We start from the raw sequence: 17,630 nt of genomic DNA, 5'->3' as shown, positions 1-17,630 counted from the left end.
GGTCAAGTCTGACATTCGGACACGAGCTCTACTGTATCGCCCGCTAAGGCTCAGCTTGTGTCCGAATGTCAGACTTGACCCCGATTCGTGACCCCGATTCGGCTTCGCTGATCGGTGGAATGGCTTTCATCGTTTCCTTCATTTACAAGTGTAATCGAGGCTGTCAAGCGTTAAACTGTGGGGCATGACACAACAGACCTTACTGCCGGGTTTTGAACCCGAACCTCAGCTGACGGACCGGATCTTCTTTGCGGTCTTGCCCGACGCCGGCGCCATCGCCCGTATCCACCAACTGACCGCCGGGCTGAAGACCGCGCACGCCATGCGCGGCCGGGCCATCGCCGATACGCGCTTGCATGCCACGCTGTGCAACCTGGGTGACTTCCCCGGCATGCCGGACAGCCTGGTAGCGCGGGCAGGGCAGGCCGCAGCTTTAGTGGCTGCGGCAACGGCGCCTTTCGCGGTCAGCTTCGACGTTGCCCAGACCTTCGTCAACCGCGCCCGCAACCGGCCGTTCGTGCTGACCGGCGGCGACGGCGTGACCGGACTTGCCTCCCTGTATAAAAGTCTCGCGATGGCCTTGCTCAAGGCGGGCCTGCCCGGCAACCCGCCGAGCTATACGCCGCACGTCACACTGCTGTACGATGATGTGACGGCGCTGCCGCAAGCCGTCACTCCCGTCGAGTGGACGGTGCGCGAGTTGGTGCTGGTCCACAGCCACATCGGCCAGAACCTGCCTTACACCGCACTAGGCCGCTGGAGCTTGCAAGGCTAACTTTCAAGGTGAGTCCCACATGCTGATCAGACGCTGCGCCGTATTGTTCCTGGAACCCCGCGAGGATTTGGATATCGACTGGACGGCGCTGTTCGCCGGCGACGGCGCGCTCGGCGCGACGATACGCTGGATGGCGCTGGCGCCGCACTTGGGTGAGGAAGTGGAAGTCACCCTGGACGAGATGGCGGCGCTGGGCGGCATCGGCCTGACGCTGTGGCAGGAGCGCGACACCAGCGAAGGAAAATACGGCGCCGCCGTCATCGCCCGCCTGCTGGAATGCGGCCTGCTGATCGGCGATGAGCCCCGCTTCCGCGAACGCGACGAGGTGCTGCGCTCGCAAAACTGGCGGCCGCTGTCGGCGGTCGCCCATACGTTCAGCCGCTGGGGCGATATGCGGGTCGACAAGGGCATGCAGTTCCCCAGCTTTGAAGAGCTGGTGGTCTCGTATGGCGCGCCGCCCGGTCCCACCATCGAGCGCTGCGCCGAGGGCGAGGCCATCGCGCTGCCCCATCCCGACCGCGCGCGCCTCGACGACACGCTGTTCCAGCGCTACACCGGACGCAATTTCGATCCCGCCGCCGCATTGTCCGTCGCCACCGTCGCGCGCCTGTTGCAGCGCGCCTTTGGCTCGCAGGGCGAACGCGAAATGGCGCCCGGCGCCTTCGTCTTGAAAAAGCTCAGCCCATCAGCCGGCGGCCTGCATCCGGTCGAAGCCTATGTGCTGGCGCAGCGCATCGATGGCGTCGCGCCCGGCCTGTACCACTATCATCCGGTACGTCACGCGCTGGAGCCGCTGGCGGCGATGGATACCACGCAAACGGCGGAACTGGCGATGCGCATGGTGGCCGATCAGGATTGGTTTGTCGATGCGCCGATGATGGTGGTGCTGGCGGCGCGGGTGGAGCGCAATTTCTGGAAGTACCGCAATCACGCCAAGGCTTACCGCGCGCTGCTGCTGGACGCGGGCCATCTGTCGCAAACCTTCTATCTGCTGGCGACGGAAGCCGGTATGCCGGCCTTTGTGACGGCGGCGGTGAACGAGATCGACATCGAGCGGGTATTTGGGCTCGACCCCTTGAAGGATATGGTGATCGCTGTATGCGGTTGCGGACAGGCGTCCGGCGCGCAGGATACGGTGGAAATGCGCTACGAACCGTGAGCGATCGTTCGGGATGGCTTAGCGTTGGCCCGACAGGAAGAACGGAATCGCGCCGGCGGCGTTTTCCAGTTTGCCTTTGATGGCGTGGCGGGAGGCGATGAAGACTTCCTTGGCCGGCAGGCTGCGCAAGGCTGGGATCTTGTCGGCATCGAGCCTGATGCCCAGCGTGCCCAGTGCCAGTTGTGGATCGTTCAGGAAGCTGGCGCGGAACGTGTCGTCGCCGGACAATTTGGACAGCAGCAGATCGAGATCTTGCGGGGAGTGCGTGGCCATGTCATTACCTTTCGTGTGGGTTTGAAGAAATCTCGCGTGTCGAAACGCAAGTTCATCCTAGGCCAAAGCAAGCATTACCTCAAGCAACTTCCGCAAGCCCCGTGCAACTCGCAAATTGCTAGGTAGTCTGGGCCAGGTCGGCCATCCTTGCATCTTGCTCAAGCATGTCGTGATGCGCACTGTCCATCACGATCGCGAACGACTGGGCGAATGCCTGCAGCAAATCGGCCAGCGCAGAGGGATCATCGCGCAGCCGGTCCTCCAGCGCGGTGGCGGTTTCAAACAACTCTGTTGCCGAGATATTACCGGCCGCGCCGCGTATCTTGTGCACCTGGTCGGCCGCCTTCAAAAATTCGCCGTGGTGGATTGCATCTTGAATCTGTTGCAAACTCGCACCAAAATCCTTGGCGAATAGGCCAAGCAGCCGCGACAGCAGGTTGCCGTGGCCGCCCAGCCGCGCCATCGCCGCATCCAGGTCGATGCCGCGCCGCGCGTTGGCGGAGGCGGTGTGGTCCGGATGGGCGGCCGGCGCCGGTCCGGCGCTGTCCAACTGCGACCGGCCCGGGTCAGGCTCGACCCAGGTCGCCAGCACGGCGTACAAGGTGTCGGGGTCGATCGGCTTGGTGACGTAATCGTTCATGTCCATCGCCAGGCAGCGTTCGCGGTAGCCCGCCACCGCGTGCGCGGTCATGGCGATGATCGGCAGCTTGCCGTGGACCTCGTCGGCGCGGATCAGGGCGGTGGCCTGGTAGCCGTCCATGTCCGGCATCTGGATGTCCATCAGTACCGCGTCGTAGTCGCCGGCGGCGGTCATGCGCGCCGCCTCCTCGCCGCTGGCGGCCAGGTCGACCTTGACGCCGGCCCGCTGCAGGATTTCGCTGGCCACCTGTTGGTTGATGCTGTTGTCGTCCACCACCAGCACGTGCGCGCCGCGGATGCGCTGCACCGCCACCGACGGCGGCGCCGCCAGCTTGGCGGCCGGCAGGCTGCTCTCCAGGCCCAGCGCCGCCAGCACCGCGCCGCGCAGCAGATAGGGATTGGCCGGCTTGTCGAGGAAGGGCATCAGGCGGCTTTGCTCGGCGGTCTGGCGGTGATGTTCGCGCGCGTAGGCGGTCACCATCAACACCGCCGGCACCGCCGCCAGCTGCGCATCATCGGCCATCAGGCGCAGGGTCTCGATGCCGTCCAGGTCGGGCATGTCGGCGTCCATCATCAGGATGTCGTAGTCCTCCTGCTGCAGCGCCGCCACCGCCGCCGTGCCCGAGGCCACCGCGCGCGGCTTCAGGCCCAGGCTCGCCAGCTGGACCTTCATCATGTGGCGCACCGCTTCGCTATCGTCCACCACCAGCACCCGCTTGCCCTGCACCGAGGGCGGCAGCGGCGCCTGGCGCGGCGTCTGGTCGGCGGCCGGCTGCAGCGCCACGGTGAAACTGAAGCTGCTGCCCACGCCAGGCTCGCTGTCGACCTGGATCACGCCGCCCATCTTGCGCACCAGCTGCTGCGAGATCGCCAGTCCCAGTCCGGTGCCGCCGTACAGGCGCGTGGTGCTGGCGTCGGCCTGGGCGAAGGCCTGGAACAGGCGCGCCTGCTGCTCCTGGCTGATACCGAGGCCGCTGTCTTCGACCACGAAGCGCAGCGCGATGTGGTTGTCCGGCGCCGCCGCGTGATCGCGTTCGACGCGCAGCTCGATGTGGCCGCGGGCGGTGAACTTGAGGGCATTGCCGACCAGGTTGACCAGGATCTGGCTCAGTCGCAGCGGGTCGCCCAGCAGGTTGGACGGCACGTCCGGCGCGGCCCAGATCACCAGTTCCAGCCCGCGTTCGGCGGCGCGCCACGCAAACAGGTCGGCCAGCTGGCTCAGGGTGTCGGGCAGGTCGAAGGGCAGGGCTTCCAGTTCCAGCTTGCCCGATTCGATCTTGGAGAAGTCCAGCACATCGTTGATGATCTCCAGCAGGCTCTGGCCGGCGCGGCCGATCTTGCGGAAGTAGTCGAGCGGCTGCGGCGCCAGGTCGAGGTGCGTGCCCAGGCCGGCGAAGCCCAGGATGGCGTTCATCGGGGTGCGGATCTCGTGGCTGATATTGGCCAGGAAGTCGCTCTTGGCGCGGGTGGCCGCTTCGGCGTTGGCGCGCGCCTGTTCCAGCAGCCGCAGCGCGCGCGCCTTCTGGTAGGCCGAGACGAACGGCTCCTTCAAGGCCTTGAGCAGATCGAGGTCGCTGGGGGCGAAGGCCGCCTGGTACTGGTAGTTCTCGAACACCAGGTAGCCTTCCACCTGGCCGTCGATCACCACCCGCACCGCCAGCAGCGCGCAGACGTCGCCGGGCAGCGAATGCTGGTGGTGGACCTCGAAGATGTCGGGCGCGATCATGCCGCTGGCCGGCGCGTAACGCAGCTCGGCCTGGCGCAGGTCGATATTGTAGGTGTCGGCGGCGGCGTCGATGCGACCCCAGGCCGCGCGCAGCGACAGCGTCTCGGTGCCGGCTTCGCGCACCAGCGCAAGCGCCGAGTCGATGCCCTGGATGACGGTCGATTCATGCAGGATGGTGTGCAGCAGCGCGTCGAAATCGAGCTGCTCGTTGATCGACTTGACGATGGCGTTGAGTTTTTCCAGGTGCTGGGTGCGCGAGTAGACCAGCGCCTGCAGCTGCTCGCCTTTGATGTGCAGCTGGCGTACGCGCCAGCGCACCAGCGCCCAGGCCAGCGCGCACGCGGCCAGCAAGTATCCCAGCCACGCCCACCAGGTCTGGTGCCAGGCCGGCAGCACCACCACTTGCAGTTGCAGCTCATCGCTGGTCCACTGGCCGTCGCGGTTGCTGCCGCGCATGCGCAGGCGGTAGGTGCCGGGCGGCAGGCGGTTGTAGCTGGCGATGCGGCGGCTGGCGTCGACCTCCACCCAGCGTTGGTCGAAGCCTTCCAGCAGATAAGCGTAGCGATTGCGCTGCGGCGCCGAGAAGTCCAGCGCCGCCAGCTCCACTTCGAAGTTGCGGTTCTCCGGCCTGAGTGTCAGCGTCGGACCCTGCTCGCCGGCCAGCCGGTCCGGGGTCAACACCCGCTGGTCCACGCGCACCGAGCTGATGACCAGCGGCGGACGGTAGCCCCAGTCGTTCAGACGTCCCGGATAGACCACCGCGAAGCCGGCCGTGGCGCCGAACACCAGGTCGCGTTCCGGCGTGACCGCGCTGGCGCCGATGAAGAAGGTGCGGAAGGCCAGGCCGTCGGCGCGGGTCAGCGCGCGCGCCTTGAGGGTGGCGGCGTCGATCACCGCGATGCTGTCGGCGGTGGCCGCCCAGACCCGGCCCACGGGATCGGACTGCAAGGACATGATGGTGCCGCTGGCCAGGCCCGCCGTGGTGCCGACCCGCGCGAACTGCGGCGCGCCTTGCGCGTCGCGCCCGGTCATGACGCAGATGCCGCCGCCGTAGGTGCCCACCCACATGCGGCCGCGCGTGTCCAGCACCAGCGTGCTGATGACGGCTTCCGACAAGGCGTTCGGCTTGCCGGGATCGGCGCGGATCTGTTCCACCTTGCCGCTTTCCGGGTCCAGCCGGTTCAGGCCATTGCGGGTGCCGATCCACAGCGTGCCGTCGGCGTCGGCGACCACCGCGTGGATGCGGTTGTCGGTCAGGCCACCGGCATCGGCCGCGCCTTGCACGTAGCGCCGCACGGTGCCGGCCGACGGATCGTAGCGCAGCAACCCTTCGAAGGTGCCCAGCCAGAGTTCTCCTTTTCGGCGCAAGATGGTGCCGATGCGCGGATAGGGACTGGCCTGCGGCAGCGGCACGCGGCGCACGCTGCGCGCCTGGCCGTGGGTGCGGTAGAGGCCCAGTTGGGTGCCGATCCAGGCGTCGCCGGGATCGGCTTCGGCCATCGACAGGACCATGCGGTTGGGCAGGGCGGTGTCGGGATGGGCGGGGTCGGGGCGCAGCGCGGCGCGGCGCGCGCCGTCCGGCCGCACGATGTCGATGCCCTGGTCGGCCAGCGCGATCCAGACCTGGCGCTGGCTGTCGGTCATCAGGGAACTGACGGCCGCTTCCGGCGCGCCCTCGGCGCCGAACACCGAATCGACGCTCTCGTTGTGCGGATCGAACATGTCGACTCCGCGTTCGGTGCACACCCAGATCATGCCGCTGCGGTCGCGCAGCAGGGCGGCGGTACGGTCGTTGCTGAGACTGAGCGCCACCGCCGGCTGGTGCAGGATGCGGTGGCCCTTGCCGTTGCGGTACTCCACCACGCCGCCGCCGTAGGTGCTGGCCCACCAGGTGCCGGGCGTCGTCTCGATCACGGCCAGCACCATATTGCCCTGCATTTCCTTCACTCCCGGGATGCCGAGGATGCGGCCCTGGTCGGCCCCGGCGTCGACCAGGCCGACGCCGCTCTTGAGCGTGCCGAAGGCGATCTGTCCGAGGCTGTTCTCGCCGAGCGACAGCACGGTGTCGCTCCAGCCGCCGCGGCCCTCGCCGCTGACGGCCACCTGGGTGATGGCGCCGCCTTCCTTGAGCCGGGACAGGCCGGTGCCGCTGCCTATCCACAGCGTGCCGGCGCGGTCCATCAGCAGCGAGCGGACCTGGTTGTCCGGCAGGCCGGGATACTCCTCGTGGGTGTAGCGGCGCAGCGTGTGCTCGATGGTGTCGTAGTACTTCAGGCCCGCCGAGGTGCCGATCCACAGATTGCCCCTGGCGTCGCTGGCGATGGCGTTGATCTGGCCTTTGCCCAGTTCTTCGATGGGGCGGGTGAATTGTTCGCGGCGCTGGTCGAACATGGTGAGGCCGGCGGCGGCGGTGCCCACCCACAGGCGGCCGCGCACATCGACGTGCAGCGCCTGGATAAAGTCCCCGGGCAGCGACATCTGGGCGGCGCTGTCGTGGTGGAAGCTGCGCATATGATAGCCGTCCCAGCGCGCCAGGCCGGCCTGGGTGCCGACCCAGATATAGCCGTCGCCGTCCTGCGCCAGCGCCATGCCGACCGGATGGGGCAAGCCTTGCTCCAGGCCGAGGTGCTCGAACAGGGGCGTGGCCAGCTGGTCCCAGCGCTCAGGGCCGGCGACGGCGGCGCCGCACAGCATCATGCAGGCGGCCAACGCCGCGCACAGCCAGCGGCGGGCGGCCAGACAGGCGAGCGGGGTGGGGGCGTGGACGTTCAAATCGGGGCGCGCTCCTGGAAGGTAGCTTCCAGCATACGGAAATGCCGACAGAAAGTCTACGCAAAGCCACGGGAAAGCTGCGCCGCCGTTTGCACAATCGGTACAATCACCACATGGACCATGAAACCAATATCAAACCTGAAATACTGGTGCTGGCGGCGAGTCCGTCGGCGGCCGTGATGGCGCAGCTGGAGCACGCGTTTCGCTGCCATCACCTGTGGCGCCAGCCTTGCGAGGCCCAGCCGGAGTGGCTGGCGGGTGTGGCGGGGCGCATACGCGGCGTGCTGACGACGGGAGCGATCGGCATCGGGCCGGCGTTGCTGGAGCAGTTGCCGCGGCTGGAAATCGTCGCCGTCAACGGCATCGGGGTCGACGCGGTGGCGCTGGATGCGACCCGCGCGCGTGGCATTTTTGTCACCAATACTCCGGGCGTGCTGACCGAGGACGTGGCGGATCTGGCATTGACGCTGCTGCTGTCGGCGGCGCGCCGGCTGCCGGCGCTGGACCGCCATGTGCGCAGCGGCGCCTGGGAGCACGGCATGTCGCTGGCGCCGACGCGGGCGTTGCGGGGCAAGGTGTGCGGGGTGTTCGGCTTTGGCCGTATCGGCCAGGCGGTGGCGGCGCGGGCGGCGGCGTTCGGGATGCGCACCCGCTACTTCCAACCGCGCCCGGTGGACGGCGTGGCGGTCAAACGCTGCGCCACGCTGCTGGAGCTGGCGCGGGCCAGCGACTATCTGGTGGTGTGCGCGCCCGGCGGCGCGGCCACGCGGCATGCGGTCGATGCGGCGGTGCTGGCGGCGCTGGGCCCGGAGGGCACGCTGGTCAACATCGCGCGCGGTTCACTGGTGGACCAGGAGGCGCTGGTCGCGGCGCTGCGCGACGGCACGCTGGGCATGGCGGCGCTGGACGTGTACGACAACGAGCCGCATGTGCCGGCGGCGCTGCGCGAGTTGGACAACGTGGTGCTGACGCCGCACGTGGGCAGCCTGACCGTGGAGACCCGCCACGCGATGGGCCAACTGGTGCTCGACAACCTGTTGGCCCACTTCGGCGGCCGGCCGTTGCTGACGCCCGTGCCATGACGGATCGCCGACATCTGTCCTTGTTATTTCGGCGCGGGCACGAATCTCATCTCGAAATCAACCCCGGTGATATGGCGATTCGCCGGGGTGAGTTGGATCGGGTCGGGGCCATTTATCTGGCCCGCCACGAGTTCGCCGAACCCGAACGCCGGACCCGGGGTGAACGCGGCGGCTATCGGCGACACGACAACGGACAAGGTCTTGCCTAGCAGCGCGCCTTTAATCGTGTACGGGACTATATGGAAGTCGGAGTCGGCTGAATTGACGGCGCCTTCGAGGCCGACCGCTTCGACGGTGACTTTGTCGAATGGGAATTGGCCGGGGTTGGCGATCGTCACCTTGGTATCGGCGTTGATTGAAAAGTGCGTCGAGCCGAGTGGCGTGGCCAGGTTCTTGGGCCAGCGGATGTTGCCGCTGATGCTAGCTTCATCCAGGACCACCTTGGCGCTCACGTTGTAGTAGAAGGACCAGAACTCGGCATCACCTTCGCCTGTCACGGAGGTGTTCACGGTGAGGACGAGATCACCGTTGTCGCGAATGGACAGGCCGGTCGACGAGATGATCCACTGTCCCCAGGTGTCCTCCTCAACGATGTTGGCCATGCTCGCGCTCGTCGCCGCCTGCAACAGAACGCCGGAGATCCGATCGATCGTCACGTGAACGACGGCATCGGTCTCCGACGTGCTCTTGCCGATGCCCAGGAAGCCGGAGCTCCCCTCGGCGCGTTGCCTTTGCACCGCGATACCAGAATAGATGAACAACCAGACATTGGGTTCGGCCGTCAGGACCGAAACCTTTTGGGGAAGCTGAACCTGGCTGCTGTCAGCGACGTTCAAGTTGATGGTGTTGGCCATTTGCGTTTCTCCTGCCGTGACGTGAATTGAACTGAGTGTTTCCACTCTTAGAACGTGAAACGTGCTCAAAAGTTCAATTGTTTTTGCAAGGTCAATGGCAAGGAGCTGATACGTCTTCGGGCGCTGGCGGCGTGGCGGTCGGTTGTGGCGGCGGCAGCTGCGTGTGCAGCTTGACGCAGTTGCGGCCGGCGCGTTTGGCGGCGTACAGCGCTTCGTCGGCATGGCTGTAGGCGGTTTCGAAGCTGGTGCCGGCGCGGTTCCAGCTCACGCCCACGCTGGCCGTGACCTGGCGGTCGATGGGCGCGGCGAACACCTGGTCGGCGATGGCGTCGCAGATGCTGGCGGCCACCCGCATGGCTACCTCGATGGCGCTGGTCGGCCACACCACCGAGAATTCCTCGCCGCCGACGCGGCCTATCGCCACCGACGGCCCAAGCAGCTCCTGAAGGCAGCGCACCACGGTCTGGATCACGGCGTCGCCGGCCGGGTGGCCGAAATCGTCGTTGACCCATTTGAAGTGGTCGATATCGAGCACGATCAAGGCCATGTCGCCGCGTTCCAGGCAGCCGGAAGCCTGCTCGATGACGGCGGCGCGATTGAGCGCGCCGGTCAGCGGATCGTGGGTGGCGCGGTATTCCAGCTGCTGCGCCAGTTCGTGCAGCTGGCGGTTCATCTGGTTCATGTCCAGCTCCGCGCGGTCGCTGCGGCGGATCAGGCGCCGGCTCTCGCGCATCAGGCGCTCGTAGTGGACGATCATTTCAGCCAAGGCCGCGCGGGCGTCGGAACGTGGATCGGCGTGGGCCGCCCTGGCGTTGGCCAGCGCCGCGCTTTCCAGCGCAAACAGGTCGGCTTCTTCGCGGCCAGGGATGGTCATCATCAGTTGCTCACAGGGTGGTCTTGGAAATCGAGCGCGCCGAAATCGTCCTGCAGTTCCTGGCCGAATTCGAGGATGGTGTCGTCGTCCTCGTCGTGGTACCAGTTCAGGCGCACCTGGTTGCCGGCGATGGCGGCCTTGTTCAGCGCATCGAAGAAGGAGAACAGCATCTTGGTGCTGGAGCTGTTGAAGTAGGCCAGCGAGACGTTGACGGTGATGCTGGCGTCGACGCAGCCGTCCAGGTAGGCCTGCACGCGCGCGATCAGCGGGCCGTAGAAGGCTGCCGCGTTTTCAGGATAGGACTCGCCCTTGATCGACAGGGTGTCCTGGTCGAAGCGGAAGTCGATTTCCGGCGAGGTGGGCGAGGCGCTGATGAAGAGGGGTTCCATATCTGTTCCAGTACTTATTTAAATGATCGCTTTGATGCAGAACACCGTGGTGTCCGGGTGCTGCGCTTCCTGCACGAACTCGAACTCCAGCGGCTCGCTGGCGTCGCGCGCCATGGTCAGGAAACCCAGGCCGGCGCCCTTGCTGTCGGCCGGCGTCTCGTCGCGCAGCGCCTTCTTGTAGGCGGACTTGATCTCTTCCATCGTCATCGTGTGCAGCGGCTCCAGGCGGTTGCGGATGCGCTCGACGTTGGCGCTGTCGACCGGATTGGCGCACAGCAGGAAGAAGCTGTCGTCCTTCATGCCGATGCAGAAGGAGCCGCGCCGCATCTGGTTGTCGCTTTGCTCGTGCGGCGTCAGCGTGTCCGACGAGTAGTGCATGATGTTCTGCGACATTTCGACGAAGGACGAGAAGATGCGGCGGCGCGTCGGCCCCGCCGCACCGGCCGTGTCCAGGCGCGCCTTGATGGTCTCGGAAATGGCGGCCACCACGTGCTGCGAGAAATAGCCCACGTAGAAAAAGATGATGTGGCGCTTGCGGGCCACGTCCCAGAAATCGTTGAATTCTTCGTACAGCAAAATCGGTGCTCCTATGGGCGGAAACAGAAAAAGGTCAGGTCGTCGCGGCGCGGCTGTTCGCCTTGCCAGGCCCGGTAGTCGGCCAGCATGGCGTCGCTGACGTCGCGCGCGCCGGCGCCGCGCTGGGCCAGCATCACGTCGCGCATGCGGCGCTTGCCGTAGGCGATGTCCTTGGGGCCGCCGATCTGGTCGATCAGGCCGTCCGTAGTCAGGAACAGCAGGCTGCGCTCGGGGATGGTGATGATCTTGTTGGTCCAGGCGTAGTCCAGCGGGGTGTCGACGTAGCCCACGCCCATGCGTTCGCCGTCCACCGTCTGCACCGCCTGTTGGTCCGGGTCGAGCTGGAACAGCGGCAGCTTGGCGCCGGCGAAATGCAGCTGGCGGCTGGCGTTGTCGAACCACAGGAAGGCGGCGTCCATGCCGTCGTTGGAGGCCGGCGCTCCGTGCTGGCTGTGGCGTTGGTCCACCTGGCCCAGCATGCTCTTGACGCCGCGATTGACCTCGGCGATCAAAGCGGCCGGATCGCGTGGACCCAGTTGCTGCAGGGCCTGCGCCAAAGTCGACGACGAGATCAAGGTCATGAAGGCGCCCGGCACACCATGGCCGGTGCAGTCGGCGATGGCGGCGAACCAGCCGTCCGGGTAGCGGGCGAAGTGATAGAAGTCGCCGCCGACCACGTCGCGCGGCTGCCATTCCAGGTGGGCGTCGCGCAGCGTGTCGGCCAGCGCCAGCTCGGAAGGGCGCAGCAGCGAGCGCTGGATCACGCTGGCGTAGTCGATGCTGTGCATGATCTGGCGGTTTTTCTCGGCCTGCATATTGGCCACCACGTTCATCAGCTGCAGGCCGAAGCCGACGCCGGCCAGGGCGCCGTCGCGGGTGACGATGAAGCCGTCGGCCAGCGCCTTCTCGCCCGATTCGACGGCGCGGAAGGTCAGCGCTTCGATGCTCATGGCGGCGTCGACGATCAGCGGCTCCTTGTCCATGAAGGCGATGCAGCTCTTCTTACCGTACAGCTCATGGTAGAAGGGCTTGGACATCTGCGACATGAAGATGTTGCGGCTGATGAGGCCGATCGGGCGCTCGCTTTCCAGCACCGGCAAACTCATCAGGTCGCGGCGTTCGGTGAACAGTTCCAGCACGCCGAAATTGCTGGTGTCGGACAGCACCGAGACCGTCTCTACGCACAGGTCGGCGGCGACGGACAGGCGAAAACGGGGCAGGTGCAAACGAGAGGCATTGAACTCCACGGCCAGTAACCTTTGGTTGAGGACAGTGCCGTTAATGCTAATGGGAAATTGTTACAGGCCGATTACATCTTAACCAAAAGAAAAGTATGTTATCAGTCTGCGCATAGCGAGAGCATGAAGTTGAGGTGCTGGCTGATGGCGCCGCGTTCGGCATCGAGGCGCTGGTCCTCGCTTTCGGTGGCGAACTCGTCGCGGATGGCGTGGCACTGCGCCAGCGTCGCGTCGAGCGAGCGCAGCATGCCGTGCAGGCCGGCCTCGCTGTACCAGATGCGCAACAACTTGCTCAGCGCGAGCAGGGCGTCTTGTTCGGATTGCAGCAGTTCGGCTTCGGCGGCGGGGTGTTTGCTCACGATTTCCAGAGGAGGCAAGTGGTCAAAGCAGTATATACGGATTCGCCGAAATATTGCTCTTGAAAAATATATATTGTTCCCGCATAAACATATGTGAATAAGTTTCCATGCGGTAATAGTGCGGTCATATTCGCCGCGTATATTCACAATCATCTTGTGCGAACCGCACCTATCTTGCTGAAACGTCATGAAAATCCCCCAACTCAATACCGCCGTCCGTGTGATGGCCTCGTTCGCCGCCCTGTTGTTCCTGATGGCCTGCATGTCCGGCGTGGCGTTGTGGCGCTTGCAGACCGCGAATGACACCACCTCCAACCTGGTCAACCAGAAATTGGCCAGGCAACAGCTGACCTCCGAGCTGCTGGGCATGACCGAATTGAATGGCTTGCGCGCCACCTCCATCGCCCGCAGCGACAGCCTGGAGGTGGGCGACATCTTCCAGGCGCAGCTGACCGCTGGCGAAAAGCAGGCTGCGGCGCTGGAAACCCAGCTCACGGCGATGCCGGCGCAGGGCGCGGAAGCGGAACTGCTGCGCGGCGTGGCGGGCAAGAAGGCGGCCTACCTGGCGCTGCGGGCCGAACTGTTCAAGCTGAAGGATAGTGGCCGCACCCAGGAAGTGGGCGATCTGCTGGACAACAAGATGGCCACAGTGTTCCAGGCCTACACCGGCGCGTTGGGCAAGCTGCTGGCTTATCAGACGCAGCAGGCGAAGGCGCTGGCCGAGGAGTCGGCCAGCCAGTTCCAGGGCAGCCGCGCGATGCTGGCCGGACTGGGCCTGGCGTCGCTGGTGCTGGGCGCGGGGCTGGCGCTGGCGCTGACCCGCAGCATCGTGCGGCCGCTGACGCAGGCGGTGACGCTGGCCGAGCAGGTGGCCGCCGGCGAACTGCATGTGGCCATCCAGCACGGCCGCAGCGACGAGATCGGCCAGCTGTTCGATGCACTGAGCCACATGACCGGCCGCCTGGCCGATACCGTCGGCCGCGTGCGCGACGGCGCGGTGGCCATCGATGCCGCCTCGCGCGAGATCGCCAAGGGCAATATGGATTTGTCGCGCCGCACCGAGCACCAGGCCGGCGCGCTGCAGGAGACGGCGTCGGCGATGGTCGAGCTGACCTCGGCGGTCAAGCAGAACAGCGGCAACGCGCGCCAGGCCAACCGCCTGGCGGAATCGGCGTCGGCGGTGGCGGGCAAGGGTGGCAAGGTGGTGTCCGAGGTGGTGCAGACCATGGCCAGCATCAACGCTTACGCCCACAAGATCGTCGACATCACCAGCGTGATCGACAGCATCGCCTTCCAGACCAATATCCTGGCGCTGAATGCGGCGGTGGAAGCGGCGCGCGCCGGTGAACAGGGACGCGGTTTCGCCGTGGTGGCCTCCGAGGTGCGCAACCTGGCCCAGCGTTCGGCCAGCGCGGCCAAGGAGATCAAGCTGCTGATCAACGAGTCCGCCGAGCGCATCGCCAGCGGCAGCGAACTGGCGCAGGCGGCCGGCGCCACGATGGAAGAGATCGTGCTGAGCGTGGAGAAGGTGACCGGCATCATGTCGGCCATCAGCGCCGCCAGTGCCGAGCAGGAGCACGGCATCGAGCAAGTCACCGCCGCCATCGGCGACATGGACGATGTCACGCAGCAGAACGCCGCGCTGGTGGAAGAAGCGGCCGCCGCAGCCGACGCGATGCAGGACCAGGCGCGCGAACTGGCGCAGCTGGTGGGCTCGTTCAAGATCGATGCCGATGGCTGGAGCAAGGGCAGCGTGCGGGCATTCCCTACCGCCGTGCCGCGTGCCGCCTTGCCGGCGCCGGCTAACGGAGCGCTGCGCAGGGCCGCGTAAGAAGTCGCCATCACCTGGCGAATTGGCCGTCGATGGCCTGTAGAATGGACGCGTGCCAACCACGCGTTCATGCCATGACCCATTCCCGCCGCATCCTGATTCCGATTCCACTGCACGACTTCGATCCGACCGAGGTCGCGCTGAGCTGGCGCATCCTGCGCGACGCCGGCCATCATATCGAGTTCGCCACCGTGGACGGCACGCGCGGCCATGCCGATCCGATGATGCTCAGCGGCGAGGGCCTGGACCCGTGGGGCTGGCTGCCCGGCCTGCGCAAGCTGCGGCTGTTCGGCCTGATGCTGCGCGCCGATCACCATGGCCGCCAGGCCTACGCCGCGCTGGAGTTGGACCCGGCGTTCCTGCAACCCAGGCGCTTCCAGGATCTGAATGCGGCACAGTACGATGCGCTGCTGCTGCCCGGCGGACACGCGAAGGGCATGCGGCCCTATCTGGAAGACCGGGTCCTGCAAGCGTTCGTGGCGGAATTCTTCGACAGCGGCAAGCCGGTCGCTGCGGTCTGCCACGGCGTGCTGCTGGCGGCCCGTTCGATCTCGCCGCGCACCCAGCGCTCGGTGCTGTACGGCCGCAAGACCACGGCCTTGACCTGGAAGCTGGAACGCAGCGCCTGGGACTTGACGCGCTTCCTGGCCCGCTTCTGGGACCCCGGCTACTACCGCACCTACGGCGAAAGCAAAGGCGAACCGGCCGGCTATTGGAGCGTGGAGCAGGAGGTCAAGCGCGCGCTGGCGTCGGATGCCGATTTCGTCGACGTCCCGCCCGGCACGCCGGACTACCTGCGCAAGACGGGTGGCCTGGTGCGCGACCGTGCGGGCGACGACCGCGCGGCCTGGGTGGTGCAAGATGGGAATTATCTGTCGGCGCGCTGGCCGGGCGACGTGCACACCTTCGCGCGCCGCTACGCCGACATGCTGGCGTAGCGGCGGCGGGGCTTACATCTTGTACGACGCTTGCAGCGAGATCGTGCGCGGCGCCATCGGCAGGTCGTGCGGCAGGCTCAGGCCGGGTGCCGGGCTTGGTTCGCGCACGTCGGTGTTGAAGGCGTTGCGCAGCGCCAGCGCGAAATTCCACTGCTTGCGGCCGGCGCGGGTCGCCAACGTCAGGTCCACGGTGGTGTAGTCGGAGATCGCAGGGCGGGCGTCGCCAAAGGCGCGCATCCGGCCGGCCACCCAGTTCAGCTGGGCGCCGGCCTGGTAGCCGCTGGCGAAGCTCCAGTCGCCGCGGCCGAAGGCGTGATGGCGCGGCGCATAGCCGGCGTCGGTGTGGGTGGTCTGGTCGATGGAACGCTGCCACGCGTAGTTGCCCGCCAGGCGCAGGTCGCGCGTCACGGTCCAGTTCGATTCCAGCTCGATGCCGTGGCCGGTCTGGTCGCCGGTGTTGGCGTAGGTGGCGCCGGTGCCCGGCACCGAATTGGGCACGGTGCGGATGATGTTCTTCATATCGTAGCGATAGAAGGTCAGGCTGACGGTGGCGTCGCTGCGGGCCTGCCAGTTGAAGGCCATCTCGGTGGTGGCGTTGCGTTCGGGCTTCAGGTTCGGGTTGCCCAAGGCGACCGGATTGGTGATGCCGTAGCTTTCCAGGAAGGCCGGGGCGCGGAAGGCGCGGCCGTGCAGCAGCTTGGCGGTCAGGTCGAAGCTGGCGTCCCACACCAGCGCCAGGCGCGGATTGGTGGTGCCGCCGAAGTCCGAGTAATGGTCGTGGCGCACGCCGGCCGTCAGGTTCCAGTCCTTGGCGACATTCCATTCGTCCTGGAAGTACAGGTAGTCGATCTTGCGCCGTTGCGGGCGCAGGAAGGGCGTGGTGTTGGTGGTGTCGATCACCGCCGGCAGCGGGATCGGCGTGCCGTTGGCCGCGTAGTTGAAGTTGCGCCATTCATGGGTGCGGTACAGGTCGATGTCGTCGTGGCCGACGCCGAGGCGCAGGTGGTGATCGTTGAAGCCGCTGTAATCGGCGTAGCCGGACAGGCGGTAGGTGCGCTCCCAGGTTTCCGGCACGCCGATCATGCCGTTGACGAAGGTGCCGGTCGGGAACGTCGCACCAGCCGGCAGCAGGTGATACCAGGTGTTCACTTCCTGCGCATATTGCTGGGTGCTGAGGCTGGCGCCCAGGCCCCAGTCGCGCGTCACCTGCGGCTCGGCCCAGGCCAGGTTGCTGGTGATGCGTTCGCTTTGCTGGCGGCCCGCCGGGTCCAGCGCCGAGGCGATGCCGGCGCCGGTGCCCATGTCGTAGCGTTTCTTGTAGCCGAAGCGCGCGCGCCACTGGCCGTAGACCAGGTCCAGATTGCCGTCGATCGCCTTGTCCTGGTTGTTGAGCGGGCCGGGCGCCAGGCTGGCGTGGGTCTTGAACAACGTGTCGTTGCGGCTCTGGGCGTCGGCTTCGAGGGTGCGGTCGTTGCCGTCGGTCTGGCCGGCGCGTAGATAGGCCGCCACTTCCACCGGGCCGAGCATGCCGCCGTGCTGCAGCCAGGCGTCGCGGGTTTTATACGAGCCGGTGCGGGCGCCCAGCTCGGTGCCCGGCACTTCGCCGGGCCCCTTGGTGATGATGTTGATGACGCCGGAGAAAGCGTCGGAACCATACAGCGCCGAACCGGGGCCGCGGATGATCTCGATGCGGGCGATGTGTTCGAGCGGATAGCCGCCCCAGATGTTGCCCTTGTTGCCGATGTAGGCGGTGGTGATGGGCACGCCGTTTTGCAGCATCAGGATTTGCGGCGTGTAGGCGCTGACGATGCCGCGCACCACATACAGCGGCGAGTTGCTGTTGGGCGTGCGGTTGACGTGCACGCCGGGCACGCTTTCGAGTACCTGGTCGAGGTCGGTGGCGCCCATGGCGGCGATGTCGGCCGCCGTGATCACCGTGGCCACCGCCGGCGCGCGCCGCAGCGTTTGCAGATTGCCGGTGGCGATGCTGACGCTGTCGCTGGAACCATAGACCAGCGCCAGTTCGTCTTCTTCGGTCACGGGATCGAAACTGGCCTGGGCCATGCCGTGCACTGCAACCAACGGTAGGGTGAGTGCCGCGGTCAGATACAGCCGGTGGGCGCTCAACACTTTCAAAATGCTATC

General features: G+C 66.4%; 14 protein-coding genes. 5 read left to right on the top strand and 9 right to left on the bottom strand.

All coding sequences use genetic code 11. The annotated features are described in order from the left end of the window. Positions 1-184: 184 nt before the first annotated feature. Positions 185-775, top strand: a complete 591-nt coding sequence (locus AC07OK_RS07130; RefSeq protein WP_494689645.1) for a 2'-5' RNA ligase family protein — start codon at positions 185-187, stop codon at positions 773-775. Positions 776-794: 19 nt separating this feature from the next. Further along, positions 795-1,934: a putative peptide maturation dehydrogenase gene (locus AC07OK_RS07125; RefSeq protein WP_494689644.1), complete on the top strand. Its 1,140-nt coding sequence runs from the start codon at positions 795-797 to the stop codon at positions 1,932-1,934. Positions 1,935-1,952: 18 nt separating this feature from the next. On the opposite strand, the gene AC07OK_RS07120 is transcribed toward AC07OK_RS07125, so the two are convergent. Both AC07OK_RS07120 and AC07OK_RS07115 read right to left on the bottom strand, forming a co-directional pair. Further along, positions 1,953-2,207: an NHLP-related RiPP peptide gene (locus AC07OK_RS07120; RefSeq protein ID WP_494689643.1), complete on the bottom strand. Its 255-nt coding sequence runs from the start codon at positions 2,205-2,207 to the stop codon at positions 1,953-1,955. A gap of 118 nt (positions 2,208-2,325) precedes the next feature. Further along, positions 2,326-7,344: a hybrid sensor histidine kinase/response regulator gene (locus AC07OK_RS07115; RefSeq protein WP_494689642.1), complete on the bottom strand. Its 5,019-nt coding sequence runs from the start codon at positions 7,342-7,344 to the stop codon at positions 2,326-2,328. Between the two features lie 113 nt (positions 7,345-7,457). Between AC07OK_RS07115 and AC07OK_RS07110 the strand changes: the two genes are divergently transcribed. Then, entirely contained in the window at positions 7,458-8,426 is a 969-nt protein-coding gene (locus tag AC07OK_RS07110) for a 2-hydroxyacid dehydrogenase (protein ID WP_494689641.1), read from the top strand. A gap of 23 nt (positions 8,427-8,449) precedes the next feature. On the opposite strand, the gene AC07OK_RS07105 is transcribed toward AC07OK_RS07110, so the two are convergent. The 6 genes from AC07OK_RS07105 to AC07OK_RS07080 all read right to left on the bottom strand — a co-directional run bounded on the left by AC07OK_RS07105 (position 8,450) and on the right by AC07OK_RS07080 (position 12,716). Beyond that, positions 8,450-9,280 (bottom strand): hypothetical protein, encoded by an 831-nt coding sequence (locus AC07OK_RS07105; RefSeq protein ID WP_494689640.1) that lies wholly within the window; start codon positions 9,278-9,280, stop codon positions 8,450-8,452. Between the two features lie 91 nt (positions 9,281-9,371). Continuing rightward, entirely contained in the window at positions 9,372-10,157 is a 786-nt protein-coding gene (locus tag AC07OK_RS07100; RefSeq protein WP_494689639.1) for a GGDEF domain-containing protein, read from the bottom strand. After that, the gene (locus AC07OK_RS07095; RefSeq protein ID WP_116989108.1) at positions 10,157-10,543 is read right to left on the bottom strand and encodes a DUF1987 domain-containing protein; all 387 of its coding nucleotides are present in this window, start codon (positions 10,541-10,543) and stop codon (positions 10,157-10,159) included. Before AC07OK_RS07095 ends, AC07OK_RS07100 begins: the two co-directional genes overlap by 1 nt. An 18-nt stretch (positions 10,544-10,561) precedes the next feature. Beyond that, the gene (locus AC07OK_RS07090; RefSeq protein ID WP_494689638.1) at positions 10,562-11,119 is read right to left on the bottom strand and encodes a SiaB family protein kinase; all 558 of its coding nucleotides are present in this window, start codon (positions 11,117-11,119) and stop codon (positions 10,562-10,564) included. 11 nt (positions 11,120-11,130) lie between these two features. After that, on the bottom strand, positions 11,131-12,345 hold the full coding sequence (locus AC07OK_RS07085; RefSeq protein WP_494689637.1) for a SpoIIE family protein phosphatase: 1,215 nt from the start codon (positions 12,343-12,345) through the stop codon (positions 11,131-11,133). Between the two features lie 113 nt (positions 12,346-12,458). Continuing rightward, positions 12,459-12,716, bottom strand: coding sequence for a hypothetical protein (locus AC07OK_RS07080; RefSeq protein ID WP_494689636.1), 258 nt, complete (start codon positions 12,714-12,716; stop codon positions 12,459-12,461). A 187-nt stretch (positions 12,717-12,903) separates the two neighbouring features. On the opposite strand from AC07OK_RS07080, the gene AC07OK_RS07075 reads away from it, so the two are divergent. Together AC07OK_RS07075 and AC07OK_RS07070 are read left to right on the top strand one after the other, a co-directional pair. Next, positions 12,904-14,547: a methyl-accepting chemotaxis protein gene (locus AC07OK_RS07075; RefSeq protein WP_494689635.1), complete on the top strand. Its 1,644-nt coding sequence runs from the start codon at positions 12,904-12,906 to the stop codon at positions 14,545-14,547. A 74-nt stretch (positions 14,548-14,621) separates the two neighbouring features. Next, on the top strand, positions 14,622-15,485 hold the full coding sequence (locus tag AC07OK_RS07070) for a type 1 glutamine amidotransferase domain-containing protein (RefSeq protein WP_494689634.1): 864 nt from the start codon (positions 14,622-14,624) through the stop codon (positions 15,483-15,485). A 12-nt stretch (positions 15,486-15,497) separates the two neighbouring features. On the opposite strand, the gene AC07OK_RS07065 is transcribed toward AC07OK_RS07070, so the two are convergent. Continuing rightward, the gene (locus tag AC07OK_RS07065; protein ID WP_494689667.1) at positions 15,498-17,615 is read right to left on the bottom strand and encodes a TonB-dependent receptor plug domain-containing protein; all 2,118 of its coding nucleotides are present in this window, start codon (positions 17,613-17,615) and stop codon (positions 15,498-15,500) included. Between the last annotated feature and the right edge of the window lie 15 nt (positions 17,616-17,630).

This window comes from Duganella sp. GW821-FHT07G03 (genome assembly GCF_059418605.1).
Note: the sequence above shows the minus strand (reverse complement) of the source record. Positions and strands in the feature narration are given on the sequence as shown.